The 14672-nt window shown below is 59.7% G+C and carries 13 protein-coding genes; 11 read left to right on the top strand and 2 right to left on the bottom strand.

Annotation, left to right across the window (positions count from 1 at the left end; genetic code table 11):
* The first annotated feature begins 15 nt into the window (after window positions 1-15).
* Window positions 16-1266, top strand: coding sequence for a glutamate-5-semialdehyde dehydrogenase (locus SRB521_RS13230; RefSeq protein WP_116722185.1), 1251 nt, complete (start codon window positions 16-18; stop codon window positions 1264-1266).
* 66 nt (window positions 1267-1332) lie between these two features.
* Here SRB521_RS13230 and SRB521_RS13235 read toward each other — a convergent pair whose 3' ends face one another.
* Both SRB521_RS13235 and SRB521_RS13240 read right to left on the bottom strand, forming a co-directional pair.
* The gene (locus SRB521_RS13235) at window positions 1333-2268 is read right to left on the bottom strand and encodes an SPFH domain-containing protein (RefSeq protein ID WP_116722186.1); all 936 of its coding nucleotides are present in this window, start codon (window positions 2266-2268) and stop codon (window positions 1333-1335) included.
* Between the two features lie 13 nt (window positions 2269-2281).
* Window positions 2282-2737: an NfeD family protein gene (locus SRB521_RS13240; RefSeq protein WP_033116565.1), complete on the bottom strand. Its 456-nt coding sequence runs from the start codon at window positions 2735-2737 to the stop codon at window positions 2282-2284.
* 203 nt (window positions 2738-2940) lie between these two features.
* Between SRB521_RS13240 and SRB521_RS13245 the strand changes: the two genes are divergently transcribed.
* The 10 genes from SRB521_RS13245 (at window position 2941) to SRB521_RS13290 (ending at window position 14560) form a co-directional block, all read left to right on the top strand.
* Window positions 2941-4092 carry a THUMP domain-containing class I SAM-dependent RNA methyltransferase gene (locus tag SRB521_RS13245; protein WP_083630957.1) on the top strand — a complete coding sequence of 384 codons (1152 nt, stop codon included), beginning with the start codon at window positions 2941-2943 and terminating at the stop codon, window positions 4090-4092.
* Window positions 4073-5269, top strand: coding sequence for a WG repeat-containing protein (locus SRB521_RS13250; RefSeq protein ID WP_075704517.1), 1197 nt, complete (start codon window positions 4073-4075; stop codon window positions 5267-5269). Before SRB521_RS13245 ends, SRB521_RS13250 begins: the two co-directional genes overlap by 20 nt.
* A gap of 52 nt (window positions 5270-5321) precedes the next feature.
* The gene (locus SRB521_RS13255; protein WP_075704518.1) at window positions 5322-6245 is read left to right on the top strand and encodes a diacylglycerol/lipid kinase family protein; all 924 of its coding nucleotides are present in this window, start codon (window positions 5322-5324) and stop codon (window positions 6243-6245) included.
* Between the two features lie 186 nt (window positions 6246-6431).
* Complete coding sequence (locus SRB521_RS13260) at window positions 6432-6716, top strand: co-chaperone GroES (RefSeq protein WP_033116567.1); 285 nt, start codon at window positions 6432-6434, stop codon at window positions 6714-6716.
* A 49-nt stretch (window positions 6717-6765) separates the two neighbouring features.
* Window positions 6766-8394, top strand: a complete 1629-nt coding sequence (gene groL / locus SRB521_RS13265) for a chaperonin GroEL (RefSeq protein WP_033116568.1) — start codon at window positions 6766-6768, stop codon at window positions 8392-8394.
* Window positions 8395-8631: 237 nt separating this feature from the next.
* Window positions 8632-9873: an adenine-specific methyltransferase EcoRI family protein gene (locus SRB521_RS13270; protein ID WP_129868855.1), complete on the top strand. Its 1242-nt coding sequence runs from the start codon at window positions 8632-8634 to the stop codon at window positions 9871-9873.
* Complete coding sequence (locus tag SRB521_RS13275; protein ID WP_207215977.1) at window positions 9866-10147, top strand: hypothetical protein; 282 nt, start codon at window positions 9866-9868, stop codon at window positions 10145-10147. Before SRB521_RS13270 ends, SRB521_RS13275 begins: the two co-directional genes overlap by 8 nt.
* Window positions 10104-11228 (top strand): GmrSD restriction endonuclease domain-containing protein, encoded by a 1125-nt coding sequence (locus tag SRB521_RS13280; protein ID WP_116722188.1) that lies wholly within the window; start codon window positions 10104-10106, stop codon window positions 11226-11228. Before SRB521_RS13275 ends, SRB521_RS13280 begins: the two co-directional genes overlap by 44 nt.
* A gap of 311 nt (window positions 11229-11539) precedes the next feature.
* A complete protein-coding gene (locus SRB521_RS13285) occupies window positions 11540-11899 on the top strand; it encodes a BlaI/MecI/CopY family transcriptional regulator (RefSeq protein ID WP_075704531.1) in 360 nt (119 codons plus the stop codon).
* Window positions 11900-11905: 6 nt separating this feature from the next.
* On the top strand, window positions 11906-14560 hold the full coding sequence (locus SRB521_RS13290; RefSeq protein ID WP_075704532.1) for a M56 family metallopeptidase: 2655 nt from the start codon (window positions 11906-11908) through the stop codon (window positions 14558-14560).
* Window positions 14561-14672 lie beyond the last annotated feature (112 nt).

Genomic DNA, 14672 nt, shown 5'->3' on the forward strand with positions numbered 1-14672 from the left:
GAGGGATCCCCCACTATGACCGCATTGGAGACCCAGGGCCTGGCCGCGAAGCGCGCCGCCCGCGTCCTTGCCGTGGCGGGCGCCGCAGAGAAAAACGCCGCTCTGGAGGCCATCGCCCAGGCGCTGTGCCTGCACCAGGACGCCATCCTGGCTGAAAATCAAAAGGACCTGGACGCCGCCCGGGCGGGCGGCATGAAGCAATCCCTGCTGGACCGGCTTGCCCTCAGCCCGCAGCGCATAGCGGGCATTGTCGAGGGCGTGCGCCAGGTGGCCGCCCTTCCGGACCCGGTCGGTGAAGTCACCCGAATGACGCGCCGCCCCAACGGCCTCATCATCGGCAAACGCAGGGTCCCCCTGGGCGTCATCGGCATCATCTACGAGGCCCGGCCCAACGTCACGGTGGATGCCGCCGCTCTCTGCCTCAAGTCGGGCAACGCCGTCATCCTCCGGGGCGGCAAGGAGGCCTTCCGCTCCAACCAGGCCTTTGTCTCCGTCATGCGGTCCGCTCTGGAGACCGCCGGGCTGCCCGAGGACTGTGTGGCCCTGGTGGAGGACACCAGCCGGGAGAGCGCAAATGAGCTGATGGGGCTCACCGGCTACCTGGACGTTCTCATCCCCCGCGGCGGCGCAGGCCTCATCCGGGCTGTGGTCCAGAACGCCAAAGTGCCTGTCATCGAGACCGGCGTGGGGGTCTGCCATGTCTATGTGGACGCAGAGGCCGACCTGGACATGGGGGCCGATATCATCTACAACGCCAAGACCTCCCGCCCCTCCGTGTGCAACGCCGCCGAGTGCCTGCTGGTCCACGAGGCCGTGGCGGAGGCCTTTCTCCCCAAGGCCAAGGCGCTGCTGGATGAGAAACATGTGGAGCTCCGTGGCTGCCCCCGGACGGCGGAGATTCTGGGCCCCTGCGTGGTCCCCGCCGCAGCGGAGGACTGGGACACCGAATACGGAGACTATATCCTGGCCGTCCGTGTGGTAAAGGACGCCGACGAGGCCATCGCCTTTATCAACGACCACGGCTCCGGACACTCCGAGGCCATCGTGACCGCCAACTACTTCACCGCCCAGAAGTTTCTGGACGAGGTGGACGCGGCGGCGGTGTACGTCAACGCCTCCACCCGCTTCACCGACGGCTTTGAGTTCGGACTAGGGGCGGAGATCGGCATCTCCACACAGAAGATGCACGCCCGGGGCCCCATGGGGCTGGAGGAGCTCACCAGCTCCAAATACATCGTCTACGGCACCGGCCAGATACGGACATGAGCCCGCTGTTCCGGTAAACTGACAGGACGTACCGCTGCCGACAGCGGTACGTCCTGTTTTCAGCTCTTATTTCTTTGTGTCGGTGGGTCTGCCGTCCGGCTCCAGCAGCGCCTTGGCGGACGCACACAGTCCGGCCAGGCCCTGGATCTCGGATGGGATGATGATCTTGGTGGCCTTTCCGTCTGCGGCGGTCTGGAACGCCTCCAGTGCCTTGAGCTTCACCACGGCGTCGCTGGCATTGGCCTCGTTGAGGAGCTTGATGGCCTCGGCGGTGGCCTCCTGGACCTTTCGGATGGCCTCTGCCTCGCCTTCGGCCTTCTTGATGGCGGCCTCCTTGGCCGCCTCAGCCCGGAGGATGAGGGACTGCTTCTCGCCCTCGGCCACCAGGATCTGGCTCTGCTTCTGTCCCTCGGCCTGAAGGATGGATTCCCGGCGCTCACGCTCGGCCTTCATCTGCTTCTCCATGGCGTCCTGGATCTCCCGGGGCGGGATGATGTTCTTAAGCTCCACGCGGCCCACCTTGATGCCCCAGGGGTCGGTGGCCTCATCCAGCAGGGCCCGCATTTTGGAATTGATGATGTCGCGGCTGGTCAGCGTCTGGTCCAGTTCCAACTCGCCGATGATGTTCCGCAGCGTGGTTGCGGTGAGGTTCTCAATGGCGCTCATGGGGTGCTCTACGCCATAGGTGTAGAGCTTGGGGTCGGTAATCTGAAAGTAGATGACCGTGTCGATCTGCATGGTCACATTATCCTTGGTAATGACCGGCTGAGGGGCAAAGTCCACCACCTGCTCCTTCAGGGAGACCACCTTGGCCACCTTTTCCAGGAAGGGGAGCTTGAAGTGGATGCCCACGCCCCAGACGGAATGGAACGCGCCCAGGCGCTCCACCACATAGGCCTTGGACTGCTGGACCACCTTGATGTTGGCGGCCAGGATCAGAATTACCAGTACGATCAGCACGACAGGCACCAGAAAGGTGCCCAGGGCGGCAAATGGATGCATGGAACTTCCTCCTTTACTCTTCAGACGGCTCGACCGGGCCGGATGCTGGCGTAACGTAGACCTTGACTCCCTCGATGCGGAGGACCCGGACCCGCTCCCCCACGGGGATGACCTGATCCTCCTGACTGCGGGCGGTCCATACCGCCCCGGACACGGAGACCTGTCCCTGCCCCTCCAGGTTGTCGATCTTCTGGATGACCACGGCCTCCCTGCCGATGACCCGGTCTGCATTGGTGGCCACATGCCGGTCATTGACGTACTTCTGCGCCATGGGGCGGACCAGCAGCAGGGTGAGGAACGACACCCCCAGGAAGACGACGACCTGCACCAGCATCGGCGCGTCTGCGGCACAGGCCACGAGAGCGGCCAGGGCCCCTACGGCAAACCAGATGGACGTCAGGCCCACCGTAACCGCCTCCAAAACGCCGAACAGGATGAGGGCGATGAGCCAGAACAGGCTCATGTTCATGATAGATCCCCTCCTTTTTACGGGATGTCATCAGTGTACCATATCCCCGGGTAAAATACCAGAGTATTTCTGAAAAGTCTCTGTGCCCCGTTCCGGGCTGCAACCGGTAATTTTGTGGGTAAAACAGGAAAAGGATTTGCCAAGCCGGGGGAAGTCCGCTATAATCTATCATAAAGTAATGAGATCGTCTGGAGATCGGAGCAATGATGGAACATCTGGAATTGGCCGTACCCACTCTGTTCGGGCTGGAGGGGCTTGCGGCGGAAGAGCTGCGCCGCCTGGGCCTGACCGACGTACGCCCGGAAAATGGTCGGGTCCTCTGCGGGGCCCGTGCGGCGGACATTCCCCGCCTCAATCTAAATCTTCGCACCGGAGAACGGGTGCTCCTCGTGCTGGGCTCCTTCCCCGCCGGGGACTTCGATGCCCTTTTCGAGGGGACCCGCGCCCTCCCCTGGGAGGATCTCATCCCCCGGAACGGGGCCTTCCCGGTGAAGGGCCACTGTCTCAACTCCGCCCTCCACGCTGTTCCCGCCTGTCAAGCTATCATTAAAAAGGCCGTGGCGGCCCGGCTGGGCGGCGCTTATGGATTGGACAAGCTGCCCGAGACCGGCCCTCTCTATCAGATCCAGTTCTCCCTCATGAAGGACACCGCCGTCCTCATGCTGGACACCACTGGCCCCGGCCTCCACAAACGGGGCTATCGGGCGGTGGGCGTCACGGCGCCTCTGCGGGAGACTCTGGCCGCCGCCATGGTGCTCCTCTCCAAATACCGGGGCCGCGATCCTTTCTGCGACCCCTTTTGCGGTTCCGGCACTATTGCCATCGAGGCCGCCCTCATCGCCAAAAACCGCGCTCCCGGCCTGGACCGCTCCTTTTCCGCACAGAAGTGGGGCTTTCTTCCCTCTGGGGCCTGGATGGACGCCGCAGACGAGGCCATGGACCGGGAATTTGACGGGTCCTACGACATCTGGGGCGGGGATATCGACCCCAAGGCGGTGTCCATCGCCCGTTCCAACGCTGAAAAGGCCGGCGTGGAGGATCTGGTCCGCTTCGAGGTGGCGGACGCCCTCCGGTTCCGCCGTGAGGCCCCCTACGGCCGGCTCGTCACCAACCCTCCCTACGGCGAACGTATCCTAGAGAAGCGGGAGGCTGAGGAGCTCTATCGGGAATTCGGCCGGGCCTTCCGCTCTCTGCCCGACGGCTGGACCCTGTCCCTGCTCTCGTCCCACACGGAGTTTGAGCGCACCTTCGGCCGCACCGCCGATAAAAGGCGCAAATTATACAACGGTATGATAAAATGCGATCTGTTCCTGTACGGAAAGCGAGGCGTACGATATGAGAAAGGCAAAAAGTAATCCGGGCCGCAAGCTGGCCGCTCTGGTCCTCTCCTGCGCTGCGGTGGTTTCCGCCGCCGTCGCGGCCCCTATCGTATACGGTTACCAAGAGGGCCTGGCCCAGGCGACAGAGAACGGCCTGTGGGGCTTTGTAGACACCACCGGCAGCGTCGTCGTCCCCATCCGCTATCAGTCGGTCCTGGACTTCACGCTGGGCACCGCCCTGGTCCGCACAAACAATAAAATGGGGCTCATCCGCCAGGACGGCGCCTATCTGCTCCAGCCGGAGTACGACACGCTGGAGAACTTGGGCTATGGGCTGTATCTTGCCCAGAAAGGGGACCAATGGGGCGTGGTGAGCATCCTCGCTTTCCCCGACGGCCAGGGGGGCGAGACATGGGAATTTTATCCCATCGCCTACGATGCCGTCCGGGTGGACCGGGTAGACGGGCTGGATGTTCTGGTCTTCGCCACCGGCGGCGTGGACACGATGGTGTCCCTCTCCAGTCTCCCCTCCCTCATGGCCCAGCGGCAGGTACCTTCCGCCCAGTTCCCGCTGATCAAGGGCCGCCTTCCCTCCTTCTCCGATGTGGGGCCCAGGGACTGGTTCGCCGTATGGGTGGATATCGCCTACAATGTCAGCCTGATGCAGGGTACCGGAAACGGCGCCTTCTCCCCCAACCAGACTCTGACGGTGGCGGAAGCCCTAAAGCTGGCTGCTTTCATGGAGAGCCAGTCCAGGGGGGACAGCTTCCACCTCCAGCCCATCACCGGGACCCCTTGGTATCGCTCTTCCGTCGCCTATTGTGAGGCCAGCGGCGTGATCTCCCCGGGTGAGTTCGACGACTACGAACGCCCCGTTACCCGGGCCGAGATGGCGCGCATCTTTGCCGCCACCACACTGGGCCGCAGCATACCCGAGCGCAACAGCCTGGCGCAGGTTAAGGCATCCGTTCCCGATGTAAAGGCCGGGGATTACGCCGCCGACGCCATTTTCAGCCTGTATGCCAAAGGGATCCTCTCCGGCACCGACGCCGGCCTCACCTTCCGGCCCGCCGACAGCCTCACCCGCGCTGAGGCCGCCGCCATCGTCTCTCGTATGGCCCGTGCCGAGCAGCGCATCACCTTGTGGCCCTCCGCCTATCGCAGCGCCGCGGCCGACACCGCGCCGGAGTCCGCCCCGGCGGTGACAGCGTAACTCTTCCATACATATTTCACGCTCCATTTCCAACATGAAAGGAAGACAAGCCATGAAGCATCTCTTCCTCGTCAACCCCGCCGCTGGGAAGAGGGGCAGCACGGAGGCGCTGCTCCGCCGGGTGGAGGAGACCTTTTCCCCGCTGGGCCTGGAGCACGAGGTGGTCCTCACCTCTTCCGCAGGAGACGCGGAACGGCTCGCCCGGCGGGCGGCCTGTTCCGGCGGCCCGGTGCGCATCTACGCCTGCGGCGGGGACGGGACCCTCAACGAAGTGGTCAATGGCGCGGCTGGCTACCCCAACGCGGCCATCACCAATGTGCCGAAGGGGACCGGCAATGACTTTCTGAGGATTTTCGGTGCCAATTACGCCGCCCGTTTCTCCGATCTGGCCGCCCTGTCCAGGGGACCCCAGGCCGCCTTTGATCTGATGGACTGCAACGGTAAGCTGGGCATCGGCGTGATCTGTGCCGGCGTGGACGCCCGGGTGGCCGCCGACGTCCACCGCTATAAGCGCCTCCCGCTGGTCACGGGCCCCGGTGCCTACCTCCTCTCCCTGGGGGTTAACGTCCTCCTCACCGACATCGCCCGCCCCACCGTGGTCCAGGCTGGCCTGGACCGCCTGGAGGAGGAGACCTCTATCATCTGCATCTGCAACGGCCGCTATTATGGCGGCGGATTCATGCCTGTGGGGGACGCGCAGCCCGACGACGGCGTGCTGGATATGGTCGTGGTACCCCGGGTGAGCCGCTTTACCTTTTTCCGGCTGGTGGGAGCATATGCCAAGGGCCGTTATCGCAGCTACCCCGAGGTCATCCGCCACTTCCACGGTCCCGCCTTCTCTTTTTCCTCCCCCGAAGAGCTGGTGGCGGTGATAGACGGCGAAGTGATGCGCGCCAAGTCCTTTACTGTCCGGATCTCAGAGCGCAAGGTTGCCTTTTTCTACCCAGGCGATTTGGATTACCGTGGCGAAAACTAGCACTCTCCCGTTCCGTTTGTGAACAAAAGATGAATTTTTAAAAAATCAACCCCTGTTTTTAAAAAATAGGGGTTGATTTTTTTGGCAAGTCGAGGTATTATCATACTCGAAGTTAGCACTCATATAATTCGAGTGCTAACCCCTTAAATTTGCTAAACACAAAACACATATAAGGAGGAACCTCAAATGAAGCTCAAACCCCTTGCAGATCGAGTCATCATCAAGATGGTGGAGGCCGAGGAGACCACCAAGAGCGGTATCATCCTGACCGGCGCCGCCAAGGAGAAGCCGGAAGTGGCCGAAGTCATCGAAGTGGGCCCCGGCGGAATGGTGGACGGCAAGGAAGTCAAGATGGTGGTCAAGAAGGGCCAGAAGGTCATCACCAGTAAATACGCCGGCACCGAGGTCAAGGTGGACGGCGAGGAGTACACCATCGTGCGCCAGAGCGACATCCTGGCCGTTGTCGAGTAAGTTTTCGTTTTGATCCCAGCATCATATTACAATTTGGAGGTAATACGCTATGTCCAAGCAGATTCTCTACGGCGAGGACGCCCGCCGCGCCCTGGAGCGCGGCGTCAACACCCTGGCCGATACCGTTAAGATCACCCTGGGCCCCAAGGGCCGCAACGTCGTGCTCGACAAGAAGTTCGGCACCCCCCTCATCACCAACGACGGCGTGACCATCGCCAAGGAGATCGAGCTGCCCGATCCCTTTGAGAACATGGGCGCCCAGATCGTCAAGGAAGTCTCCACCAAGACCAACGACGTGGCCGGCGACGGCACCACCACCGCCACCCTGCTGGCCCAGGCCATTATCCGCGAGGGCCTGAAGAATCTGGCCGCCGGCGCCAACCCCATGATCATGAAGAAGGGGATTGCCAGCGCCACCGCCGCCGCCGTGGCCGCCATCAAGGAGAACTCCAAGCCCGTCAACGGCACCGAGGACATCGCCCGTGTGGGCGCCGTCTCTTCCGGCGATGAGACCATCGGCAAGCTGATTGCCGAGGCCATGGAAAAGGTCTCCGCCGACGGCGTCATCACCGTTGAGGAGTCCAAGACCGCCGAGACCTACAGCGAGGTCGTCGAGGGCATGCAGTTCGACCGCGGCTATATCGCCCCCTATATGGTCACCGACACCGAGAAGATGGAGGCCGTTCTGGATGACGCCGCCATCCTCATCACCGACAAGAAGATCTCCAACATCCAGGAGCTGCTGCCCATCCTGGAGCAGGTGGTCCAGTCCGGCAAGAAGCTGCTGATCGTGGCGGAGGATGTGGAGGGCGACGCCCTGAGCACCCTGATCGTCAACAAGCTGCGCGGTACCCTGAACGTCTGCTGCGTGAAGGCGCCCGGCTTCGGCGACCGCCGCAAGGAGATGCTCCAGGATATGGCCATCCTCACCGGCGGCACCGTCATTTCCTCCGACCTGGGCTATGAGCTCAAGGAGGCCACTGCCGATATGCTGGGCCATGCCCGCCAGGTCAAGGTGACCAAGGACAACACCATCATCGTGGACGGCTCCGGCGAGAGCAAGGCCATTAAGGACCGCGTCGCCCAGATCCGCAGCCAGATCGAAGTCACCACTTCCGATTATGACCGCGAGAAGCTCCAGGAGCGTCTGGCCAAGCTGGCTGGCGGCGTGGCCATCATCCGTGTGGGCGCCGCCACCGAGTCCGAGATGAAGGAGAAGAAGCTCCGCATCGAGGACGCCCTGAACGCCACCCGCGCCGCCGTGGAAGAGGGTATCGTGGCCGGAGGCGGTACCGCCTATGTCAACGCCATTCCCGCTGTGGAGAAGCTGCTCAAGGCCGCCGAGGGCGACGAGAAGACCGGCGTGGCCATCGTTGCCAAGGCCTTGACCGAGCCCATGCGCCAAATCTCCGCCAACGCCGGCATTGACGGCTCTGTGGTGCTGGAGAAGGTCAAGAACAGCAAGAAGGTGGGCTACGGCTTCAACGCCCTGAGCGAGACCTATGTGGATATGATTTCCGCCGGTATCGTGGACCCCACCAAGGTGACCCGCTCCGCGCTGGAGAACGCCGCCTCCGTGGCCGGCGTGCTGCTGACCACCGAGTCCCTGGTCACCGATAAGCCCGAGCCCCCTGCGCCTGCCGCTCCCGCTGCTCCCGACATGGGCGGCATGTACTAAAAAAATACCGCAAGCCTTTGAAACACTTAGGTTTCAGCGTACAGAAAAGCGGATTTACGCCAGACTTACGCCACAGACAAAGCGCATGATAGGGTAATAAAAGGCCGACACTCACAGTTTTGTGGGTGTCGGCCTTTTGTGCTGAAATATCATGTCTAAACACTCTCTTGCCCTTCTTTTCCATTTGTATTATAGTAGAGATAGTCATAAATGTGGTAGTAGCGGGGGAATCGACAGATGGCAAAGAATGAGAATTTACACAAGGCCAAGGACGCGAAAAAAGACGAGTTCTACACGCAGTATGAGGATATACAGAATGAGCTGAATCACTATGAGCAGCACTTCCAGGGAAAAACTGTCCTTTGCAACTGCGACGACCCTTTTGAGAGCAATTTTTGCAAATTCTTCCTGCGAAATTTTAACTATCTGGGCTTGAAAAGATTGATCTGCACCTCTTACAGCACCTCACCCGTGATTGGACAGCAGCTTACGTTCTTTGACTGGATGGACGAGCCTGTTGTCCGGGGGCACGGCTATGCCATGGACATCAGAGAAGTTCCGATGGCAAACGGCAGGGGCGTATCTGACGCGGATATTGACGCCCTTTTGAAATCCAAAAAGCGCGGGGTAAAAAAGTTAGAGGGCGACGGGGATTTTCGCAGTGAGGAATGTATCGAATATCTCAAACAGGCGGACATTGTAGTTACGAATCCGCCGTTTAGCCTGTTTCGGGAATATGTGGCCCAACTCATGGAGTACGGCAAAAAATTTTTAATTATAGGAAGTAAAAATGCGGTTACATACAAAGAAATTTTTCCGCTTATTAAAGAGGATAAATTGTGGCTTGGCTATGGTTTCAGAAAAGATGACGCGTATTTTCGGATACCTCTTGAAAGAGCGATGGGGTATGCCCCCGGTGTATACAATCCGGCCACAGGGCTTGTTCATTTCCGCAACTGTACTTGGTATACAAATTTAGATATTCAAAAACGGCATGAAGAATTAACGCTGTTCAAACGATATTACGGCAACGAAGAAGAATATCCCCATTATGCGAATTACGATGCAATAGAAGTATCGAAGGTCAGTGATATTCCTTGCGACTACTATGAGGAAATCGGCGTTCCCATCACCTATCTGGACAAGCATAATCCCGATCAGTTTGAAATCATTGGGGCAAGCAGATGGTTAGGAAAACCCATGTCGGAAATCGCCCCTAAAGGGAGTTATGTGTCCGGCGGAGTGCGTTTCTATTTGCCTGTTGAAAGTTCACAAAATGTTCATGTAGAGAGAGAGAGAGAGAGAGAGAGAGAGAGAGAGAGAGAGAGAGAGAGAGAGAGAGAGAGAGACTCCTCTTCCGCTGTCTCTACGACAGAGTGGTCATCAAGCGCCGCAGGGTATAGACGGCTGTATGACCGGATCGTCATCAAGCGGAAGGTGCAGCGGTGTCATGGGCGTTCCCATCACCTTTTTGGATAAGTACAATCCAGAGCAATTTGAAATCGTTGGCTGTGCTGATTACACTGGGAAATATGGCTCCGATGAAATCGGAATCAAAAGAATCGGCGAGGAGTGGATCACAAAATATCGGGTGCAGGGTGGCAGAGGGCATTATACCGCAAACATGACCAGTCTCGTATATTACGATGCGGATAGAAACGCAAAAAATACATTTAAGCGCATCCTCATTAAAAGGAGGGCCATGCCAAATGAAAATAGAGCCGAAGCAAATCAAGATCAGGGAGGTTTTTGACGGCTATGCCGATCAGGGCGACGACGGTGTTTTCGCCTACGGCGGCAGGCTTGCCATTCGACCGCCCTATCAGCGGGAATTTGTTTACGACAACGATCAGGCGGAGTCCGTGATTCAAACGGTGCTGAAAGGCTTCCCTCTCAATGTTATGTATTGGGTCAAGGCCAGTCCCGACAGCTATGAGGTGCTGGACGGCCAGCAGAGAACCCTATCCGTCATGCAGTATTTGAAACACCAGTACCCTATCACCCTGGATGGGAAAAAATACTATTGGGACGCGTTGCCCGATGACAGTTACGATGCAATCATGAACTACGAATTTATGGTCTATATCTGCGAGGGAAAAGAGTCGGAAAAGCTGGAGTGGTTTCGGGTCGTCAATATTGCCGGAGCAAAGTTGACAGAACAGGAGCTTCGCAATTCCGTTTATACCGGCGCGTGGCTTTCCGATGCAAAGCGATATTTTTCCAAACGAAACTGCGCCGCAAAGCTGTTGTCGGACAAATATATTACCGGCGATCCGAATAGGCAGGAATTGCTCGAAAAGGCGTTGCGGGGGATCTGTGAGTACCAAGGCATTTCGGAGATTACGGAATACATGGCCCGCTATAAATCGGATGCGGATGCAGACGAATTGTGGCAGTATTTCCAGGATGTAATCCATTGGGTGGAGAAGATTTTTCCAAAATACTTTTTAGATATGAAAGGCCTGGATTGGTGTCACCTCTACAACGAGTACCATAATTTCGCTTATAATTCTTCGGTTATGGCCGCAGAGGTGAAGCGTCTGCATGAGGATGAAGATGTGCAGAAGCCAAAAGGCATTTATGAGTTTTTGCTTTGTCGCGATACAGACCCATTTGCAGGCAGATTGTTAAACCTGCGTGCATTTGACAAGCGGGATAAGCTGGCGGCGTACAGCAGACAAAATGGGATATGTCCCATCTGCGGAGAGCACTTTGCATTTGAGGAGATGGAGGGCGACCATATCAAGCCTTGGAGCAAGGGCGGGCAAACGACACCTGATAACTGTCAAATGCTTTGCAAAGCCTGCAACGGGAAAAAGAGCGACAAATATTGAGGAAGGCCGCCGCTCATATTCGTGAGCAGCGGCCTTTTTGCTGCCCTGTGAGGGCAGGATTTGCGGTCCAACCTGTGTCCGGCCATCCGGCGTTTGACCAGCATTCTCCCATCGACCAGCCCTGCCAGGACGCGATTTGCCGCAGCGGCCGACACGCCGCCCAGCTCCGGGCACCAGTGCCCATGCTGATCGGATCCGATTCCTATGAATGCCACTTGCACCCGCTGTTTTACAATTTCTCTTGACACTTTGGACTACACAGTGTAGACTGTCTATAGGACGACAGCAAGTAGACCAAGGAGGGGATCCTATTGAATGATTGCAAGCTGGGGGCGGTGGAGTCCCGTTTCGCAGACCTGATCTGGCAAAATGAGCCCATCGCCTCCACGGCGCTGGTCAAACTGGCCGAGCAGGAACTGAGCTGGAAAAAGTCCACAACCTATACGGTTTTGAAACGACTGAGCCAGCGGGGCATTTTTCAAAATCAGGACGGAACTGTCACCTCGCTGCTCTCCAGAGAAGCGTTTTATGCCGCACAGAGCGAACAGTTTGTGGAGGAAACCTTCTCCGGCTCCCTCCCCGCGTTCCTCACCGCGTTCACCACCAGAAAAAAGTTGTCAAAGGATGACCTGGACCAGCTCCAGAGGTTGATCGACCAGATCAGGAGGTGATATTTCATGGCGAATTTGATCGCATATGAACTGCTTCCCCGTATTTTCAACATGAGCGTAACGGCCGGCATCGTGATTCTATTTGTACTCCTGGCCCGTCTGCTGCTCCGGAGGGCACCCAAAGTGTTTTCTTATGCCCTGTGGTCGGTGGTTCTATTCCGCCTCCTGTGTCCCGTCTCCCTCTCCGCCGGCTTCTCCCTGCTGGGGCTGGTGGACATGCCCACGCGGGCAGCTACGCCTCATACCACCACGGTGGAGTATGTGCCGCCGGACATCGTCCATGCGGAGGACCCCCAGGTCCAGTTCCCGGTGGAGCCCGTCCGTACCGCCGTCAACGAGGTCCTCCCCAAGGGGGAAGAACAGACGACGGCCGATCCTCTGGAGGCTCCGATGGCCATCGCCACCTGGCTCTGGCTGCTGGGAATCCTGGCCATGGCCGCATACAGCGTGGCGTCCTACCTCAAAATACGGCGCAGACTGGTCGGCGCCGTGCCGCTGCGGGATAATATCTATCTGGCGGACCACATCCCCACCCCCTTCGTGATGGGCCTCTTCCGCCCCAGAATCTATCTTCCCTCCGCACTGAGCGGGCGGGAGCAGGCCTATATCATCCGGCATGAGCAGCACCATATCCGCAGAGGCGACCACATCGTAAAGGTCTTGTCCTTCGCGGCGCTGTGCATCCACTGGTTCAATCCCCTGGTCTGGGCGGCGTTCTTCCTGTCCGGAAAGGATATGGAGATGAGCTGCGATGAGGCGGTGGTTCATGCGCTGGGCGAACAGATCCGGGCGGACTACTCCACCTCTCTGCTGCGCCTCGCCACCGGCCGCCGGAGGATCGCCGGCATGCCCCTGGCCTTCGGAGAGGGGGACACCAAAAGCCGCATCCGAAATCTCGTCAGCTGGAAGACGCCGAAGCGGTGGGCGGCGCTTCTGGCCGCCGTGGTCTGCATCGCGGTGGCCGCGGCCTGTGCCGCCAATCCCCAGGGGAGCACCCGCGGGCGGTACGACAGCATGGAAGATTTTGCCCGGCAGACCATGGACGCGGCCAAGACCGCGGTCTACTATACCGCGGAAGGCGGAGAGGCCACGGCCGCCGTCACCGGAACCAAGCTCGCCTGGCTGGAGCAGCAGGGCGAGGTGGATGGTCTGGCCCCGGAGGGGGCCCTGGAGGCATGGACCTTCCACTTCTTGGTCCAGATCAACGCGGATGACATCAGTCTGGTGGGCGGCATGTATGAGGAAGACGGCTGGTACGACCTGGAGGGGCAGGGCGGCCACAATGTGGTGGCCCTGCGGTACGACGACGGCAGCTATGACGTCCTCTACGACCAGGCCGTCAACGACAATCTGGACTTTTACGGCTATCACAACAGCTATGAGGAGGCCATTTACGACTGGTATGTGGACGACCAGGGACTGGACCTGCCCCTGTACGTGGAGGACTGGACCGATTCGATTGGCGCACCGGCGAGCCTGGGAAACTTCCCGGTCCACCGCTGCGATGGAGAAGGTTGGTACCTCTATATCCCCGTGCAGGCGTGGCAGCGGGCGGAGGGCGGCAACCTCTGGCAGTCCGGCTACGGCACCGGCTCCGCGCTGACGGTATACAGACAGGACCAGGATGCCCGGACACAGGCGGACTATCTGGTCCGCCAGGGCTGGATCGAGATAGAGGGCGCCGTCCCCCATGTCCGGCATTGGGAGTACGACATCGAGGACTATTACTATGACGCCCCGGACGGCGGCAGCTACCAGGTGCGCATTGAGTGGCAGGCGCAGAATATCTCCGGCTACCCCTATACCGCCATAGAGCCCGACGTCCTCCAGGCCATGGCCGAAAGCTTCACCGTGGATGAGGAGACCGCTCCCCTCCCCGCTCCCACCCCCGAGGCGACCGCCGGGCCCCTGGGCGGCGTACAGAGAGGAGCCCCTCTGACGCTGTGTCTGACCCGCAACGGCGATGAAATCGGGACCTATGACGACTGCTGGTCTGAGTCGAACGCGGTCTATTATTTCAACTCCCTGCAAGCCCTCTCCTGGGCGGCCGCGGAAGAGAACGGCCCATACGACGACAGGGACGCCGTGACTCTCTCCGGCGCCGACGGGTGGACCATGACCGCCTACGACGGCGCGGACGAGGTTTGCTTCAGCGACCCTGCCGGCACGCGGTGGCTCAAGCCGGAAATGGAGGATGACTCCGCCTATGAGATGCTGCGCGGCTGGTTTGACGAGGCGGAGTATACCGCGCTGGGCGGCGGGTATGACCACCAAAGCATCGTCGTTCCGGACGTGGGACAGGGCTACCTGGAGGCCGCCGCGGTCTATGTGGATGCCTTCGAGCGCATCCACCTCCAGGCCTCAGCGGGCAGCAAGCTCTGCTACTCCTTCGTGCTGACCAGCGTAGAGGAGGCCGAGGAGACCACCTCCTCTATGCGGGAGCGGGGAGAGATCGACGAGCGCACCTACTGTTTCTATCTGACGACGGTGTTCGTCCCCCAGAATGAATACGCCCTGGGCTGGTCCATGGCCGGCAACACCGGAGATTATACCGGCGAAGACCCCGCCGTCCCCGAAGGCGCGCTGGAATACTACCGCTGCGGTTACATCACCCTGGAGGACGACGGCTGGCACGGCCGGCTGGTTGGGACCGGATGGTAGACCGCAGGACATCCCCCACCGCCCGGCAAGGCATTTACAAACAATATGATGAACTCCGCCGGCCCCCTGTCGATCAGGGGACCGGCGGAGCCTTTTTACGCCCCGGCGCGCA

It is taken from the genome of Intestinimonas butyriciproducens, from assembly GCF_004154955.1.
In the GTDB taxonomy this organism is placed as follows: Bacteria; Bacillota; Clostridia; order Oscillospirales; family Oscillospiraceae; genus Intestinimonas; species Intestinimonas butyriciproducens.